We start from the raw sequence: 17591 nt of genomic DNA, 5'->3' as shown, positions 1-17591 counted from the left end.
GGTATTGCCATATTTTGCGATCTCTCCAACACACAAGCCTAAGGAGCTGGCCATGGCCGACAACACCGCCATCACACCCGAGAACACCTCGACACCGCAGGAGGAACACACCGCGGACGCGGAGGGCCAGGTCGCCGCTGCGACGACACCCGAAGCCGGACAGGAACAGGCTGCCCCCGGACAGACCGCTTCAACCGAGGACGCGCAGACACAGAGCACACCGGTACCGGCTGAGCCAAAGCCTGCAACTGCCGAAGCGCCTGCCGCGCCCAAGCCCAAGGCGGTTCCCTCCCCTGCGGCTCTGGCCCACAAGGCCCCTCACGTCAAGGCCGCTCCGGCCGCTCCCACCTACAGCCAGGAGGAGATCGACAAGGCGGAAGCCTTTGGCCGGGTTGACGAGCAGGGCAACGTCTTCGTCCGCGAGGGCGACCAGGATCGCCAGGTAGGCCAGTTCCCCAACGCTGATGCCAAGGAGGCCCTGAACCTCTACGCCCGCCGATACCTGGACCTCAAGGAGAAGCTGAACCTCTTCGCAACCCGGCTGCGCAGCCCCAAGATCAAGGCCCACGAGATAGACGAGTCCATAGCCTCACTCAAGGAAGAGACCGGCCAGCCCGAGGCCGTGGGCGACCTGGCCGCCCTGCGCACGCAGCTGAACCAGCTGGCCGAACAGGGCCAGGCCCGCAAGGCTGAGCTGGCGCAGGCCCGCAAGGACGCCATGGCCAAGGCCATCAAGGAGCGGACCGCCATCGTGGAGAAGGCCGAGGAACTGGCCGCATCCCTGGGCGACTCCACTAACTGGCGTTCCACCTCGGACAAGTTCCGTTCACTTTTCGAGCAGTGGCAGCACCACCAGCGGACCACCATCCGCATCGACAAGGCCGACGCGGACGCGCTCTGGAAGCGCTTCTCCTCCGCCCGCACCACCTTCAACCAGGCACACCGCAAGTGGGCCCAGCAGCGTGACGCCCAGCGGTCCGAGACCAAGCGGATCAAGGAGGAGATCATCGCCGAGGCCGAGCAGATCAAGGACTCCACCGACTGGGGACCCACATCCCGCCAGTTCAACGAGCTCATGGACCGCTGGAAGCAGGCCGGACGGGCGGGACGCCAGGATGACGACGCCCTCTGGGCTCGGTTCCGTCAGGCCGCGGATGTCTTCTTCAACGCCCGTCAGGCCGACCGTGACAAGACCTCGGTCAACGAGCGCGAGAACCTGACCAAGAAGGAGGCATTGGTGGCCAAGGCCGAGGCCCTGCTGCCCGTCAAGGACACCAAGGCCGCCAAGCAGGCCCGGCAGGAACTGGCCAGGATCCAGGAGGAATGGGATGCCATCGGCTTCGTCCCCCGTGACGACGTGCGCCGGATCGAGGGCAGGATGGATGCCGTGGATCGGCAGATCAAGGCCGTGGAGGATGCGGCCTGGAACCAGTCCGACCCCGAGGCCGATGCCCGAGTCTCCAGCTTCGAGCAGCAGCTGGCCGCCCAGCTCGAGGACCTGGATCGTCGTATCGCCGCCGAGCAGGATCCAGCCAAGAAGCAGGAACTGGAGGCCGAGAAGGCCACCAAGGAGCAGTGGATGAACGCGGTGCGCTGATCGCAGCCGTTCCCGCTAGGACCCCCGGGCTGGTCATTGGCCACCGAGGGTCCTTCTGTAACCACCGTTGACGACCGTCTTCTCAGACCTTGGCCCGGCGAATTTTCAGGGCTGAAAGCAAGTGATCACTTCGACGGAACAGCGGGGAGGATGCCGTCGCAACACTCTGGAGGAAAAGCACACATAGTGGTGGTTCCAGGGGAAGGTCAGATGGCCCGCATATGGGGACTGGCCGAACCCTTGGCTCCTGTCAGCCGGTAGGCATCGAAGACCCCGTCGATCTTCCTGACGGCCGACAGGAGGGTATTCAGATGCTGGGGGTCACCCATCTCGAAGACGAACTGGCTGACCGCCACCCGGTCCCGGCCTGTGGACTGGCTGCCCGACAGGATGTTGACGCCGTGGTCGGACAACACCTGGGTGATGTCCGAGAGCAGATGGGGCCGGTCCAGGGCCTCCACCTGGATCTGGACCATGAAGGTGCCCTGTTTGCCCGTCCAGGAGACCTCGATGATCCGTTCAGGCTGCTTCTTGCGCAGCTCCAGAAGGTTCTGGCAGTCGGACCGGTGGACCGAAACGCCCTGGTTGCGGGTGATGAACCCGGTGATGGGGTCTCCCGGTACTGGGGTGCAGCAACGGGCCAGCTTGACCCAGACATCGTCCACGCCCTTGACCGAGATCCCCTGGGAAGTCTCCGGCCGACTGGACTTGGCCACCCGCTGCAGGGGAATGGCCTCCTGCTCAACCTCGTCCTCAAGGGCTGACCGGCCGGCGTCATGGACCAGGCGCGAGATCACGTTCTGGGTGGAGACCTGTCCGTCGCCGATGGCGGCGTAGACCGCCTTCTCGTTGGGATAGTTGAGTTCGTCGGCGGCTCCCACCATGGCTTCGGGGGTCAGCAGGGTGGCCACGGGCAGGTTCCGTTTGCGCATTGCGCGGATCAGCTCGTCCTTGCCCTCCTCGATGGTCTCCGAACGGCGTTCCTTGCTGAACCACTGACGGATCTTGCTGCGGGCACGGGGGCTCTTGGCGAAGCTCAGCCAGTCGCGCGAGGGTCCATCGGTGTCCGACTTGCTGGTCAGGATCTCCACCGTGTCCCCGTTGCGCAGCTTGGTGTCCAGGGGGACCAGGCGGCCGTTGACGCGCGCGCCCATGGTTCTGTGGCCCACCTCGGTGTGGACGGCATAGGCGAAGTCCACCGGCGTGGAATCGGCCGGCAGGGAGATGATCTTTCCCTTGGGCGTGAATACGTAGACCTCGGCCGAACCCAGATCGTCCTTCAGGGAGCCCAGGAACTCATTGGAGTCCGGGGTCTCGCTGGTCCAGTCGGCCAGCTGCTGGATCCAGGTCAGGTTGTCCTCCTGGCTCAGCTCCCCCTCCTGGCGCTCACGCTTGACATCGGACTTGTCGGGCTGGGAGAGCTCGCGGCCGGCGGAACCGTTCTCCTTGTACTTCCAGTGGGCGGCGATCCCGAATTCGGCACGACGGTGCATCTGCCAGGTGCGGATCTGAATCTCGACCGGCTTGCCGCCCGGGCCCACCACCGTGGTGTGCAGGGACTGGTAGCGGTTGGTCTTGGGCATGGCGATGTAGTCCTTGAACCGCCCGGGCACCGGGCTCCAGCGGGCATGGACGGCGCCCAGGGCCGCATAGCAGTCACGGATGGTGTCCACGATGATGCGCACCCCGACCAGGTCGTAGATGTTGGCGAAATCGTGCCCGCGCACAATCATCTTCTGGTAGATGCTGAAGTAGTCCTTGGGCCGCCCGGTCACCTGGGCCTTGATGCCCTGGGCGTCCAGATCCTCGTGGATCTCGTCCAGGATCTGCTTCAGGTAGACCTCCCGCTGGCCGGCCCTGCGGGAGACCAGGACCACGATCTCGTTGTAGATCTTGGGATAGAGGGTCTTGAAGCTAAGCTCCTCCAGCTCGGTCTTGATGGCGTTCATACCCAGCCGGTTGGCAAGGGGCGCATAGACGTCCAGGGTCTCGCGGGCCTTGCGCTGGGCCGATGAAGCCTTGACGTAGCGCCAGGTGCGTGCGTTGTGGACCCGGTCGGCCAGCTTGACCACCAGAACGCGCACATCCCGGCTCATGGCCACGATCATTTTGCGGATGGTCTCGGCCTGAGCCGAATCGCCGTAGTCCATCTTGGATATTTTGGTGACCCCGTCCACCAGACCGGCCACCGTGTCGCCGAACTCGTCCCTGCACTGCTCCAGGGTGTAGTCGGTGTCCTCCACGGTGTCGTGCAACAGACCGGCCGAAACCACTGTGGGCCCCATGCCCAGGTCTGCCAGAATCTGGGCCACAGCCAGTGGATGGATGATGTAGGGCTCGCCGGACTTGCGCCTCTGGTCGGCATGCTGAACCACGGCCCGGTCATAGGCGCGCTGAAGCATGGACAGATCCTCACCGGGATGATGGGCGGAGCAAATCTCCCAGATGGGCATCAGGGGGTTGAGCGGGTCGTCGCTGACCTCGCAGCCCAAGGCTCTGGAGGACAGGCCGGAAGGGGCCTGATCGCCGACATCATTGCTACAGACGCTGCCCTCCTGAGTGACCATTCAAGCCTCCAATGTCCTGATATAATGCACCAATCCTACACTTGCGCCTGGCCCATTCAGGCCGCCCGTGTCCGAAGGGTGCCTCAACGGCCGGTCGAGCCGAATCCGCCATCCGAACGCACCGAGCCGGGCAGGCGTTCGGCGGGCACGAAACGGGCCTGCACGTAGCGCTGGATGACCAGCTGGGCGATGCGCTCCCCGGGCTCGAAGTGGACCGACTCATGCGGATCCAGGTTGATCAGCGGCACCTTGATTTCGCCCCGGTAGCCGGCATCGATGGTCCCGGGCGCGTTGAGCACGGTCACCCCCATTTTGACCGCCAGCCCAGAGCGTGGATGAACCAGGCCGACGTAGCCGTTGGGCAGGGCCAGTGCCACTCCCGTGGGTACCAAGGCCCGCTGGAAGGGGGCCAGATCCACAGCCACACTGGCTCGCAGATCGGCCCCCGCATCGCCGGGCATGGCGTATTCCGGCACCTCGGCCCCATCCAGGGACTGGAACAGGACCTCGACCGTTTCGGGCTCGTTGTAGGACTCGTCATAGGCCATCAGGCGGCGCACTCCTTGCAGACGGGCTTGCCGTCGGGGGTGGTGTAGGCCAGCTGGCTCCGGTGCTTGACCAGGAAGCAGTTGGAGCAGATGAATTCATCGCCCTGCATGGGGATGACGGTCACCGAAGAGTCCTCATTGCTCAGGTCGGCGCCAGGCAGCTCGTAGTCCTCGGCGATGGCGTTCTCGTCGTCGTCAAGGTCAGCCCCGGCATCCTGGCCGTTTTTGCCAAGCTCCTGCAGGGATTCCTCGTCTTCGTCCTTGTCGCGCGGGGTATCGTAATCCTGTGCCATCGTGTACCCTTTCCTTGTTCGACCAGCCACCTCGTATGCCGGTCATTTCACACGATATGTACTGCGCATAGGATACACGATTTCAAAAGCACGTAAAATACCAACCGTAGGGCACAATGGAAATACCTAAGGCCGTGTAAAGGAACCGTAAGAGGATAGGGGCGTGCATGTCTGAGAATGGGACCAGGGTGGCCAGCTTTGACCATGTCGACGACAGGGGCGATCTGGTCTTCGTCTGTGACCACCGGCACTTCGCCGTAAGGGTCGACGATGCGCTTGATCGCGCCATTCTTGAGGCCAAGCAGGTCAAGGAGGAAGAGGACGTGGACCCCCAGACCGGCAAGTCCAAGCCACTGCCTGTATCAGCCATTCAGGCTGCTGTGCGCGCCGGCGCCCGCCCAGAGCAGGTGGCTCAGCAATACGCTGTCAACGAAGCGCTGGTACGGCGTTTCGCGGCCCCTGTGGAGACCGAAAAGAAGTACGCCATCGAGCAGTTCCTGACCATGCCGGCGCCCAAGGGGTCGGGCGGGCGAAACTACCAGGAACTGATCGGCAAGGTGCTGGCCCGTGCCGGGGTCAGCCTGTCACAGGTTTCCTGGCAGGCCACCAGACGAGGGTACGAACCCTGGAACATCAACGGCGTGTTTACGCTGGACAAGCGGATCTTCAACGCCCGCTGGGCCTGGAACATGCATGACAACACCGTGACCTGCATGAACGGGGCGGCCAGGATGCTGCTGGACGATTCCGAAGACGACCATGGCCAGGAGCGTCCCGGCTGGGACCAGGGTCCCGCCGAAGAGATCGACGACCAGACCGACAGGCGACCTCCAAACCAGGAGGATGCCCTTGCCCGAATCGAGGAAGAGGACCGTAGCTCGGACGACCAGGAGGACGGCGAGCGCCAAGCGGCACTCACAGCCTGGCTCTATGGCAAGCCCAAGGAAGGCCAGGAGCGGACAGCCGAGCGAAAGCCCAGCCACCCCAGTGCGGAACTGACCGAGGACCCCGACACGGCCGAGCATCCTCCCATCCGAGACAATGAATCCACCATGGTCCTGCCCGTACAGAACCATGGGCAGAGCCAGCAGCCGGAACAAGACGATGATGCCGATCAGGACGAGCAGGAGGACGAGCCCAGGGAGGGCCGCCGCAGCAAGCGGGCCAAAAAGCACTCCGGGCGGTCGGCCGTACCCAGCTGGGACGAGATCCTCTTCGGCAAGTAGTCAGAGGCAAGCAGTCAGACCAGATCGATCAGGCAGGGGATCTGCGTCTCCAGACGGGTCCATGAGCCATGCACACCAGGCAGTCTGGTTGCGGCATCAGTCTGATCTGCAGAATTCACCAGGGTGACCCGGTCGCCGGCCAGAACCAGAAGGTCGCCAATCATGGGTCGAACCCGGGTGTCCACAGGGCCGAAGATGCCCCGTTGTATGGCCTGATCCCGGGTCAGCACCCAGGCCCGCTCCCCCAGACGCTGGTGCCAGCGTGCAGCCACCACCTGGGGATCCGCCCCCTGGTCCAGGTAGAGCATGACCGCCCTGGGCTCACCGCCCACCAGTCGCACATCCCGGTTCAGCTCCGGGTCCTGGGCGATGTCAATGCGCTGGTCCGGATCAGCCTCGACCATGCCATGATCGGCCACGATCACCGTCAGCGTCCCGGCGGGCAGGCGGTGATGAAGCTCGGCCAGCTGTGCATCGGTCACTTCGAGGGCGGCCACCCATTCCTCGCCCTCCCAACCGCTGTGGTGGCCCACCTTGTCCACATCGCGGATATAGAGGTAGGTCAGCCCCGGCTTGCGGGCAGCCTCGCAGGCGGCCAGGAGACGCTGACGGGAGTGGTTGTGGGCCAGGTACTCCCCGCCGCGCAGAGCAGCCCGTGTCAGGGCGGAATTACGAAAACGCGGCATACCCGACGAGGTCACCCGGACACCCTGCGCCTGGAGGGTCTCGAAGACCGTGGGGCGGCGCTGCAGACGCTCGGGATCCTGAGCCCCCTTGAACTGGATCATCTGGCCCAGCTGGCCGGTGTCCGGATTCAGCTGGGTGTAGCCGGTCATGCCGGTCAGTCCAGGGCTGGTTCCGGTGCCGAAGACCCCCATGGCCGCCACGGTCGTCGAGGGCAGGCTGGTGTAGAGGGGACGCTGGTTGATGGGCTCGGACAGCAGCGAGCGCAGGTAGGGCACATGGCCCTGGCGGCTGACCAGGTTCCAGAATCCCAAGCCGTCCACCAGGACGACGACCACCGACCGGGCTTCCGGCAGTCCCAGGGCCTCCTGGAGGGTCTTGGCAGACGGATGGACGTCAGTGGACACGGGCGTTCCCAGACAGGCGCTCAGGGCGGGCAGGACGGCGGACAGATGCCTGGCCCCGCCAACCTGCCTGTCCCCCGCCCGGTCCCCGTATCGGATAGGCGGACTCGGCCGCAGCAGTTCCTTCATGTCAGGTGTATCCAGACCCATGCCTTCCATTCAAGCACGGTCAGACCCCAGGCCGACACTGCATCCCTGCTGTGAATGCTTTGGCGGACCGTCCGGTTATCATAAGGCGGAACGTGAAGGAGCAGGAGCTGGAGCATGGCAACTCATCGCAGGAGCAAGGCGGCGGGGTACGACCCCAGGCAGGTCAAGGAGCACATCGTCGAAACCCCTCTGAACGAGGAGATGAGCAAGTCCTTCCTGGAATACGCCTACTCGGTCATCTACGCCAGGGCCCTGCCCGACGCCCGTGACGGACTCAAGCCGGTCCAGCGGCGAATCATCTACCAGATGGGTCAGATGAACCTCAACCCCGACCGCCCCTACATGAAGTCCGCCAGGGCCGTGGGCGAGGTCATGGGCAAGCTGCACCCCCATGGCGACTCATCCATCTACGAGGCCATGGTCCGCCTGGCCCAGCCCTTCGCCATGCGCCTGCCCCTGGTCGACGGCCACGGCAACTTCGGATCCCTGGACGACGGACCGGCGGCCTCCCGCTACACCGAGGCCAGGCTGGCCCCGGCCGCTCTGGGCATGAACGCCGACATCGACCAGGACACGGTGGACTTCTCCCCCAACTACGACAACAAGCTCAAGGAGCCCCAGGTCCTGCCCTCGGCCATCCCCAACCTGCTGGTCAACGGGGCCTCGGGCATCGCCGTTGGCATGGCCACCAACATGATCACCCACAACCTGGGCGAAGTGGTGGCCGCCGCCAAGTATCTGATGGCCCACCCGGACGCAAGCCTGGACGAGCTCATGCGCTACGTACCCGGTCCGGATCTGCCCGGCGGCGGAATCATCGTGGGACGGGACGGCATCCGCAAGGCCTACGAGCACGGCCGGGGTGCCTTCGTGACCAGGTCCGTCACCCACCTGGAGAACGTGACCGCCCGCAAGAAGGCCATCGTGGTCACCGAACTGCCCTTCATGGTGGGCCCAGAGCGGGTTCTGGAACGCATCTCGGATGGGGTGCGCAACCACAAGCTGGAGGGCATCTCCAGCGCCATCGACCTGACCGATCGGCACAACGGGACCCGCCTGGTCATCGAGATCAAGACGGGATTCGACCCAGCTAAGGTCCTGGGCAAGCTCTTCAAGTACACGCCCCTGGAGGACTCCTTCACCATCAACAACGTGGCCCTGGTCCATGGACGTCCCAGAACCATGGGGCTCAAGGAGCTGCTGGAGGTCTGGGTGGAGCACCGGCGCACGGTCATCCATCGGCGCAGCGAGTTCCGCCGCAAGAAGGCCCTGGAGCGTCTGCACCTGGTCGAGGGGCTCCTGCTGGCCCTGGTCGACATCGACGAGGTCATCCAGGTCATTCGCAGCTCGGAGGATGCGGATGCGGCCAAGACCAGGCTGATGGCGGTCTTCGACCTGGATCAGATCCAGGCCCAGTACATTCTTGACCTGCGGCTGCGGCGGCTGACCAAGATGAGCCGGATCGAGCTGGAGGGCGAGCGTGACGACCTGAACAAGCAGCTGGAGGGACTGGAGCGGATTCTGGGCTCCTCGGCCGAGCTGGACCGGGTCGTCATCCAGGAGATGGATCAGGCGGTGGCCCAGTGGGGCACGCCCAGGCGCACGGTCATCCTGGACCAGGAGCCCTCCGGTGACCTGGCCCCCGTGCAGTCGGCGGCCGGCGATCAGCAGACCACTCAGCAAACCTCAGGCAAAGTGGGTGCTGGCTCCCAGGCTGCGCTGCTGGCCGGCGGAGGAAGCGGCAGCGGTGGCGACGGCGGCGACCTGCACATGGAGAACAAGCCCTGCACGGTCATGATGAGCGCCACCGGCCTGCTGGCACGCAGCACCCCGGGCGCCCTGGATGCCTGGCGGTCCCGCCCGCGCAACCAGGACCGGGGGCGCGACGACCAGATCATCGCCATATTCGCCACCACCACCCTGGCCACCTACGGCCTGGTCACCACGGCTGGACGGCTGATCACCGCACCTGTGGCCGACCTGCCGTTGATCCCGGCCACCGCCAACCCCAACCTGGGCGGGGGCATCGTGGCCGACGAACTCCTGGGCGGAACCGCCAGCACCGAACCCCAGGCCGACGAGCACGCCGTCACCGTCATCGACATGGCCGACTCCCGACCTCTGGCCCTGGGCACACGCCTGGGCACGGTCAAGCGCTGGAACCGCGAGTCCCCTACCACCATGGACTCCTGGTCGGTCATCGACCTGAAGGATGACGACCAGGTGGTCTTCGCAGCCCCCTGCCAGGACGGGGACCGCATGGTGCTCATCTCCTCGGATTCCAGCCTATTGACCTTCACAGGTGACAAGGTCCGACCCCAGGGCCGCAATGCGGCAGGCATGGCTGGCATCCGTCTGGCCCAGGGCTGCCAGGTCGCCACCTTCGCGGTCGTGCCAGCCGGGGAGATCGGCTGGACCTACCAGGAGACCGGAGAGGATGGCATGAGCACCCAGGCCGGGGCCGTGGTCCTGACCGTGGCCGGCGACTCCGAGGCCCTGCCCGGCACCGAGAACGGCTCGGCCAAGCTGACCCCGCTGGAGATGTATCCGGTCAAGGGCCGTGGAGCGAAAGGCGTGCGCTCCCAACGCTTCCTGAAGGGACAGGACACCCTGCTGCTGGCCCGGGTGGGCGCCTGGCCCCTGCACGCCAGCACCGCTGCCGGTTCCCCGGTCGAACTGCCCGATGTGGACATGCGTCGGGATGCCTCCGGCCAGGAGCTGGCAGCGCCCATCGCCTTCGTGGCCTGAGGGCGCTCAACAAAGACTCAGTAGAGGGCCATGCCGCCTGGTCCGGCCGTGAATCCGGCGGCGGCCAGGGCCATGCCCACCGGTTCGCGCATGGTCAGGGGCCGGCCATTGGCATCACTGAAGAGGATGCGCCCCTGCCCGCCCCGCCTCAGCCATGAGGCCAGCTGGGCGAAGGCGGCCTCCAGCAATCCACGTTCGGGCTCACCGAAGACCAGCAGATGATGACCCTTGGGCGCCGCATAGACCAGGGCGCGGCCTCGATTCTGCACCAGGAGGTTCCCCATCCGCCGAATGGGACGACCGCCGGCATCCCCTGATGTGGTCGGCCAGGCAAGGGCCGTACCATAGAGGTTGGCGGGATCGGTCACATCCATGAGCACGGGCTCGGGCGGCCGCTGCTTCGATCCGCCTTCACCATCATCATTGCGCTCACCTTCTTGGAAGTCTCTGAGCTGGTCGATCACCTCCCGGGGTGCGAACTGGGCGCCGCCGAAACCGTCCACGATGACTCCACGCGTCAGCTGGCCGGCCTCCTCCATGCGTCTGCAGACCTGATAGAGGGCCGAGAACCCACCAGGGAGTGACCGCACTTCGGGCAGGACCGGGGCCAGGAGCCCATAACGGTCCAGGATGGCCCGCCCCTGGTGGACCAGGCGGACGGTCCGCTGCCGGTCATCGTCCTGGCTGCTTCTGGGCTTGTCGCTTGAATCGGCCATGCCAATCCCCGCTGCTCCGCGCTCATCCGTAACCAGAGTCCAGAATCCCTCCGTCGCCGCTGACAGCGCTGATGAGCCGGCCGTCCGCGTCAAGGCCGCGCGACTCAAGGGCCTGCCGCGTCCACGTAGACCATGGGGCAAACGGCGCGTCCTACCCGAGGTCTGTGAGCCTGATCCTCGGACCAGGCGCCGAACCGGAGCCAGGGAGGCATTGGTGACCAGTCCACGCCTGACCAGGCCCCAGAGCGACCGGGCCATGGCCTCCTGGTCGGGGGCCTCAGAAACAGGGGGCTCGATGTCGCCCCTGCCCCGACTGGCACAGGCGCGCAGAAGCCGATCGAAGCGGTAGGCTCCCCCATCTGCCAAAACACCCAGCAGGGTCGCTTCCAGATCACCCGCCTTGCCCGGGTTGCCCGACTTGCCGACCCCATTCGTGACTGACGGAGGGCCGGCGAATTGTGCTGGAAGCTCCTCGTCCAGGTCCTCGGCCAGATAAAAAGTCATGGCGCCCAGCGGGCCCTCCCCCTGGTCGGACCCCACCCAGACCACCTGACCCGAGGCCAGCAGATCGTCCATCAATGCCGGACCGTAATCACGCACCCTGGCCGGGAAAATGGCCGACTCCCAGAGTTCGGGCGGCAGAGCCAGCCCTTCCAGCTGCGCAACGACCTCCAGCAGTCCCTCGGTGCCCATCAAGGGTTCCTGACCCAGAGGCGCCAGACCCTGTCGATGAAGAAGAAAGTCGCTGTAGACATGACCGGCAACGGGACTGGCGGCCCTGCTGGCCTTGGCCAGGGACCGCGAGCGCAGCCGACGGAAGACCTCGGGATCCAGCCATCCTCGGCGGGGTTCACCTCCCTCCCATCCGGGCTCGTCATAGACTGTCAGGTCGGGACGGGGGAAGACCCCGGTCATGAGCAGCTCGCGTGCGACCAGGGAACGCAGCCTGTCCTCCAAGAGAGCACTGCCCAGTCCCAGGTGGCCGGCCAGGTCCTCGGTGGTGAAGGGCCCATGGACTGCGGCGTATTGCCTGACCAGCTGGTCGAAGGCCTCGCTGTCCGATTCCGATTGCTTTGTCGGCTGGGCGGATGGATGGATGATGCCGGGCCCCAGGACCGCCGTCAGCCGCCCCGCCTGACCGGCCCATACCCAGCAGTCGCGGGTGCCCAGTCTGACCTGGACCACCCTGGACTGGGCCTGCAGCTGCTTGAGCATGGCCCGGACCTGTGCCTGCGTCACCGGCTCGTCCTCCTGACCACGCATGCGCCGACGAATCCCGGCCAGATCCATGGGACCCAGGGTGCGCAGCAGGTCGGCCAGTCCTTCGGCACCCCTGGCCCGGGTCCTGGGCGAAAGCCGCTGCAAATCCGCGGTCACCTGGTTGACGGTCTCCTGGTCCAGAAGGTCAGCCATGTCCACCCGGCCGACCATCTGCTCCAGCAGGTCGGAGTCGATGGCCAGCATGGCGGCGTCGCGCTCGGCCTTGGGCATGTCGTACTGGTACATGAAGGTGCCCAGGTAGCCGAAGAGCAGTCCTGAGGCCATGGGTGAGGGGGTCTTGGTGGAGGCCGGGACCAGACGGACGCTCCCCTGCTCCAGATCGGCCATAAGCTCGCGCAGGGCAGGCATGTCGTAGACATCCTGCAGGCACTCGCGCATGGTCTCCAGAACCAGGGGGAAGTCATCCTCCTTCAGGGCCGCGTCCAGCAGACGGGAGGCCCGCAGACGCTGCTGCCAGAGCGGAACCCTGCGGCCCGGCTCCATCCTGGGCATGTAGAGCGAGCGGGCTGCGCACTGGCGGAAACGGGCCTGGAAGAGCGCAGAGCCAACCAGATGCCGTCGGACCTCGCGCTCCACCTGATCGGGGGTGAATCCGAATATCCGCTGATCCTCCAGGAAGGCATCGGTGCCCGGGATCTGCACGACGATGCCATCCTCCCCAGCCCAGACGGAACCGTCGTAGCCGCGCTCGCGGGAGAGCCGGGCGGCTATGGCCAGGGCCCAGGGCTCGTTGACCCTGCGACCGTATGGCGAATGGAGGATCAGCCTCAGGTCGCCCTCCTCGTTGGGACAACGCTCGACCACCAGGTGTCGATCGTCGGGCACCCGGCCGGTGGAGGCCTGCTGCTCGGCCAGAAAGGCGGCCAGATTGTTGATGGCAGGACGGTCCAGGCCGTCCTCCAACAGACGAGAACAGACGGATTGAGTGAAGCCCGGCCGACCGGAGGCAGTCTGGACCGCCGGTATCAGGCCCTGCGACAACTCCCTGGCAAGCCTGCCCAGACGACGGCCGAAGGCGGGGTCACGACCGGTGCCCTCCCCGTGCCAGAAGGGCAGTCTGGCTGAGCGTCCCGGAGCGGGCACCACCACCACACGGTCGCGGGTGATCTGCTGGATCCTCCAGGAGGTGGTGCCCAGGGTGATCACATCCCCCTTGCGGGACTCGTAGACCATCTCCTCGTCCAGCTCCCCCACTCGGCGGGGCTTGCCGCCGGCGGCCTCCGAGGGCATGACCACACTATAGGAGCCGCGGTCGGGAATGGTGCCTCCGGAGGTCACCGCAAGTCGCTGCGCGCCGGGGCGGGCCGTCAGCGTGCCTGTCTGTTGGTCCCAGACCAGGATGGGGCGGAAGGCGGTGAAGTCCTGCGAGGTGTAGGCGCCGCTGAGCATGCCCAGCACCGCCCGGTAGACCTGCTGGTCCAGGTGGGCGAAGGGCGCGGCCCGTCTGACCGTGGCCAGCCAATCCTGCTCCTTGAGCGGTCCCATGGCGGCCGCGGCCACCGTCTGCTGGGCCAGAACATCCAAGGGACTGCTGGGCATGACGGTGGGTTCGATATCACCCTGGACCATGCTTTCTATGCTGGCGGTGCATTCCAGGATCTGCTCGCGGGTCAGGGGAAAAAGCCTGGCCTGCGATACCCGGCCCACTTGGTGGTCGGCCCGGCCCACCCGCTGCAGTCCCGAGGCTGTCGACAGCGGAGCATTGACCTGGATGACCAGATCGACCGAGCCCATATCGATGCCCAGCTCCAGGCTGGAGGTGGCGACCACGCACCGCAGCCTGCCGGCCTTGAGGTCGTCCTCCACCTGGCGGCGGCGCTCCTTGGACACCGAACCATGGTGGGCCATGGCAATGGGTCGGTCGAGAATCAGGCCGGAAGTTCTCTCGGAGGTGGACCCGGTGGCCGAATCGTAGTGAGCGGGCTCCCTGGCCTGCGCAACCCTGCCCGTGGACTGGTCTGTTTCAGGACGTGACCCTGGCTGGTCCTGCCCACTGCTGCCTCGGCTACGGTGGTTGGACGCTTGCAGATCGGACTGGTGCAGGTCGTTCAACCGGGCGGTCAGACGCTCGGCAAGACCTCGTGAGTTGACGAAGACCAGGGTGGTTTGGTGGGACAGGACCTGGTCCAGAATGGCCCGCTCGACGGCAGGCCAGATGGACCCGCTTCTTTGGTCGCCCCCCTGACCCTCTTCGCCGGATTCGCCGGGTGGCGCTGTCAGATCGCCCATGTCCTCCAGGGGCTCGATCAGCCGCAGGTCCATGGCTGTGGCCGACTTGGGCTGGATCAAGCTGACCGGACGGCTGCCACCCAGGAAACGTGCCACCTGTTCGGGCGGCCGGACCGTAGCCGACAGGCCGATCCGCTGCACGGGCCCTCCGACCAGGTCGTCCAGCCGCTCCAGGCTCAGGGCCAGATGGGCACCGCGCTTGTTGCCCGCCAAAACGTGGATTTCGTCCACAATAACGGTCTGCACATTCTTCAGCGTGCTGGCCATCTTGGATGTCAACATCAGATAGAGGGATTCGGGGGTGGTGACCAGAATATCCGGGGGATGGGCGGCCAGGGCCCTGCGGCCGCGGGCGTCGGTGTCTCCGGTGCGGACGCCCGTCCGGACCTTGGGTGCTTTTCGTCCCTGTTGTTCAAATCGCTCGGCGATGCCGTCCAGCGGAGCCTGCAGGTTGCGGGCCACATCCGTCCCCAGGGCCTTCATGGGCGAGATGTAAAGCACGGCGACCCCAGGTTTCCGAAATCGCTGGGGCCTGGTCATGAGCTCGTCGATGGCCCAAAGAAAGGCGGCCAGGGTCTTGCCCGACCCGGTGGGCGAAATGATCAGCGCATCGCCGCCTGAGCGGATGGCCGGCCAGGCCTGCACCTGGGTCGGCGTGGACCCTTCGGGAAAGGTCCGGCGGAACCAGTCTGCCGTCTGCGGGGAGAAATTACCCAGGGGATCGCCCATATGCGCCATACTCCTCTCCCCCATTCTGGGCCTGGCTGAAGGTCGATCAGGTGTCGATCTTGCTCCGGTCGAAATCGTCGGCATTGTCCACGATGAACTGCTTGCGGGGCGGCACGTCGTCGCCCATGAGCAGGGGGAAGATGCCGGCCGCCTGAGCGGCATCCTCCATGCGGATGCGGCGCAGCATGCGGGTCCGGGGATCCATGGTGGTGTCGGCCAGCTGGTCGGCATCCATCTCGCCCAGACCCTTGTAGCGCTGCACATCGGGATTGTAGTCGATGTGCTTGGCCTGCAGGTCGGCCAGCTTGCCCTCCAGCTCATCGTCCGAATAGGTGTATATGAACTTCCCCTTGTTCTTGCCTGCCAGGGCGATTCGATGCAGGGGCGGCACGGCTGCGTAGACCCGTCCGTTCTCTATCAGGGGGCGCATGTAACGGTAGAAGAGGGTCAGCAGCAGGATGCGGATGTGGGCGCCGTCAACATCGGCGTCGGTCATCATGATGACCTTGTTGTAGCGGGCCTGGTCGATGTCGAAGCTGGCTCCCGAGCCGGCGCCGACCACCTGGATGATGGAGGCGCACTCCTTGTTGGTCAGCATCTGGGACAGGGAGGCCTTCTGCACGTTGAGTATCTTGCCACGGATGGGCAGCAGGGCCTGGAACATGGAGTTTCGGGCTGCCTTGGCCGTACCCAGGGCGGAGTCGCCCTCGACGATGAACAGTTCGGCGATGTCGTCATTGCCGGGCATGGAATCCGAGAGCTTGGAGGGCATGGAGGCCGATTCCAGGGCGTTCTTGCGCCTGGTGACCTCCTTGGTCTTGCGTGCCTGGACGCGGGCGTGCATCTCGCCCACGATCTTCTCCAGCACCTGGCCGGACTGCTCCTTGAAGCCACGCTTGGAGCCGCTGATCATCTGGCCGAACTGGTCGTCGGTCATCCGGGTGACGATGGGCTTGACCTGGGCCGTACCCAACACGTCCTTGGTCTGGCCCTGGAACTGCGGCTCGGCGATACGCACGGTGACCACGGCCACCAGCCCGGCCAGGACATCGTCTCGCTCCACCTTGGTGTGGGAATCCTTGAGGTTGACCTTGAGGCGGCGGGCGTTGGCCTCCACGGCCTTGCGCACCTGGCGGGTCATGGCGTTCATGAACCCGTCCACATGCATGCCTCCGCCGGGCGTCTCCACCACATTGACAAAGCTGCGAACGACTGAATCGTAATCGTTGACCCAGCGCAGGGCGATATCCACCCCGCAGACGCGTTCCACCTGCTCGGCGTGCAACTCACCGTCCGAGCCCACCCGCTGGGTCTCCTCCTGGTAGGTGTCCTGGCCGCTGATCCGCCAGATGTCGCTGACCGGCTCGCCCTTGGACAGGAAGTCCACGAAGTCCGTCACCCCGCCGGTGTGCAGGAACTCCTCCACGCGCTGATGGCCGGACTCGTCCTCCGGCTGCAGCATGGCCCGGTCGGCCCGCTCGGTGGCCGAAAGGTCGGCATCATCCGGCTGCGCGTCCTCGGCACGTTCGCCTTCGGTGCCTTCTTCAGAGAGATCGTCGCTGTTGGAAGATCCATGAAGGTTTTCCTGATCGTCCTGAACGTTCTGATTGTCCGGCTCCGCAGCGGATTCGCCGTCAACCTCCAGGCGCAGGTCCTGTTCGGCGCTTCCTGTGGCGGGGATGCGGTCGTCAATCACGGTGATCTTGAGGCCGGGCACCAGGAAACTGGTCTGGCGCACCCGGTCGATCAGCTGGGCGTAGCTGAACCGGGCCGTGGGGTTGAAGATTTCTGGGTCGGCCCAGTAGCGCACCCTGGTCCCGGTCCGGGACTTGGGCACGCTGCCCACTACTTCCAGGGGTGTAGGCCGGTTTTTCCTGGTGCGCTTGAAGGGCGAGTCAGGCGAGGGCCGCTCCGGATCTGGGTCCTGGTAGGTGCCGGGATGACCCTGGTGGAAGCGCATCCGGTGGGTCTTGCCATCCCTGTCCACCTCCACGTCCAGTCGGGAGCTCAAGGCGTTGACCACCGAAGAGCCCACGCCGTGCAGGCCGCCCACGGCCGTGTAGGAGGAGTTGCCGAACTTGGCGCCCGCGTGAAGCTTGGTCAGGACCACCTCCACGCCGGTCAGCCCGGTTCGAGGCTCAATATCGACGGGGATGCCTCGGCCGTTGTCGTCCACCTCGATGGAGCCGTCCTTGTGCAGAATGACCTTGATGTGGTCGCACTGGCCGGCTAGGGCCTCGTCCACGGCGTTGTCGATGATCTCCCAAAGGCAGTGCATGAGCCCCTGGCTGTCCGTGGTCCCGATGTACATGCCTGGACGTTTGCGCACTGCGTCCAGGCCATCCAGGACCGTCAGACTGCCGGCACCATAGGACTTTCCCTTTTCAGGCTTTTTCGCCACCATTTTCCTCGCCGTTCA

The 17591-nt window shown here is 65.5% G+C and carries 9 protein-coding genes; 3 read left to right on the top strand and 6 right to left on the bottom strand.

Annotated features, from left to right (window positions below; translation table 11 throughout):
• Positions 1-52: 52 nt before the first annotated feature.
• On the top strand, positions 53-1597 hold the full coding sequence (locus tag H3S97_RS04605) for a DUF349 domain-containing protein (RefSeq protein WP_198219793.1): 1545 nt from the start codon (positions 53-55) through the stop codon (positions 1595-1597).
• A 206-nt stretch (positions 1598-1803) separates the two neighbouring features.
• Here H3S97_RS04605 and H3S97_RS04600 read toward each other — a convergent pair whose 3' ends face one another.
• The 3 genes from H3S97_RS04600 to H3S97_RS04590 all read right to left on the bottom strand — a co-directional run bounded on the left by H3S97_RS04600 (position 1804) and on the right by H3S97_RS04590 (position 5005).
• A complete protein-coding gene (locus tag H3S97_RS04600; protein ID WP_232356277.1) occupies positions 1804-4164 on the bottom strand; it encodes a RelA/SpoT family protein in 2361 nt (786 codons plus the stop codon).
• Positions 4165-4247: 83 nt separating this feature from the next.
• Positions 4248-4712 carry a dUTP diphosphatase gene (dut, locus tag H3S97_RS04595; RefSeq protein WP_154313602.1) on the bottom strand — a complete coding sequence of 155 codons (465 nt, stop codon included), beginning with the start codon at positions 4710-4712 and terminating at the stop codon, positions 4248-4250.
• Positions 4712-5005: a DUF4193 domain-containing protein gene (locus H3S97_RS04590; protein ID WP_154313601.1), complete on the bottom strand. Its 294-nt coding sequence runs from the start codon at positions 5003-5005 to the stop codon at positions 4712-4714. Before H3S97_RS04590 ends, dut begins: the two co-directional genes overlap by 1 nt.
• Positions 5006-5172: 167 nt before the next feature.
• Between H3S97_RS04590 and sepH the strand changes: the two genes are divergently transcribed.
• On the top strand, positions 5173-6231 hold the full coding sequence (gene sepH / locus H3S97_RS04585; RefSeq protein WP_198219792.1) for a septation protein SepH: 1059 nt from the start codon (positions 5173-5175) through the stop codon (positions 6229-6231).
• Positions 6232-6245: 14 nt separating this feature from the next.
• Here the strand turns inward: sepH and H3S97_RS04580 are convergent, their stop codons facing one another.
• Entirely contained in the window at positions 6246-7469 is a 1224-nt protein-coding gene (locus H3S97_RS04580) for an alkaline phosphatase family protein (RefSeq protein WP_198219791.1), read from the bottom strand.
• Between the two features lie 114 nt (positions 7470-7583).
• Between H3S97_RS04580 and H3S97_RS04575 the strand changes: the two genes are divergently transcribed.
• Complete coding sequence (locus H3S97_RS04575) at positions 7584-10217, top strand: DNA gyrase/topoisomerase IV subunit A (RefSeq protein ID WP_198219790.1); 2634 nt, start codon at positions 7584-7586, stop codon at positions 10215-10217.
• A gap of 17 nt (positions 10218-10234) precedes the next feature.
• On the opposite strand, the gene H3S97_RS04570 is transcribed toward H3S97_RS04575, so the two are convergent.
• Positions 10235-15172: an ATP-dependent helicase gene (locus H3S97_RS04570; RefSeq protein WP_198219789.1), complete on the bottom strand. Its 4938-nt coding sequence runs from the start codon at positions 15170-15172 to the stop codon at positions 10235-10237.
• A gap of 46 nt (positions 15173-15218) precedes the next feature.
• Positions 15219-17576, bottom strand: a complete 2358-nt coding sequence (locus H3S97_RS04565; protein ID WP_198219788.1) for a DNA gyrase/topoisomerase IV subunit B — start codon at positions 17574-17576, stop codon at positions 15219-15221.
• Positions 17577-17591 lie beyond the last annotated feature (15 nt).

The sequence above is a fragment of the Bifidobacterium choladohabitans genome, from assembly GCF_016102005.1.
Taxonomy (GTDB): domain Bacteria; phylum Actinomycetota; class Actinomycetes; order Actinomycetales; family Bifidobacteriaceae; genus Bombiscardovia; species Bombiscardovia choladohabitans.
Note: the sequence above shows the minus strand (reverse complement) of the source record. Positions and strands in the feature narration are given on the sequence as shown.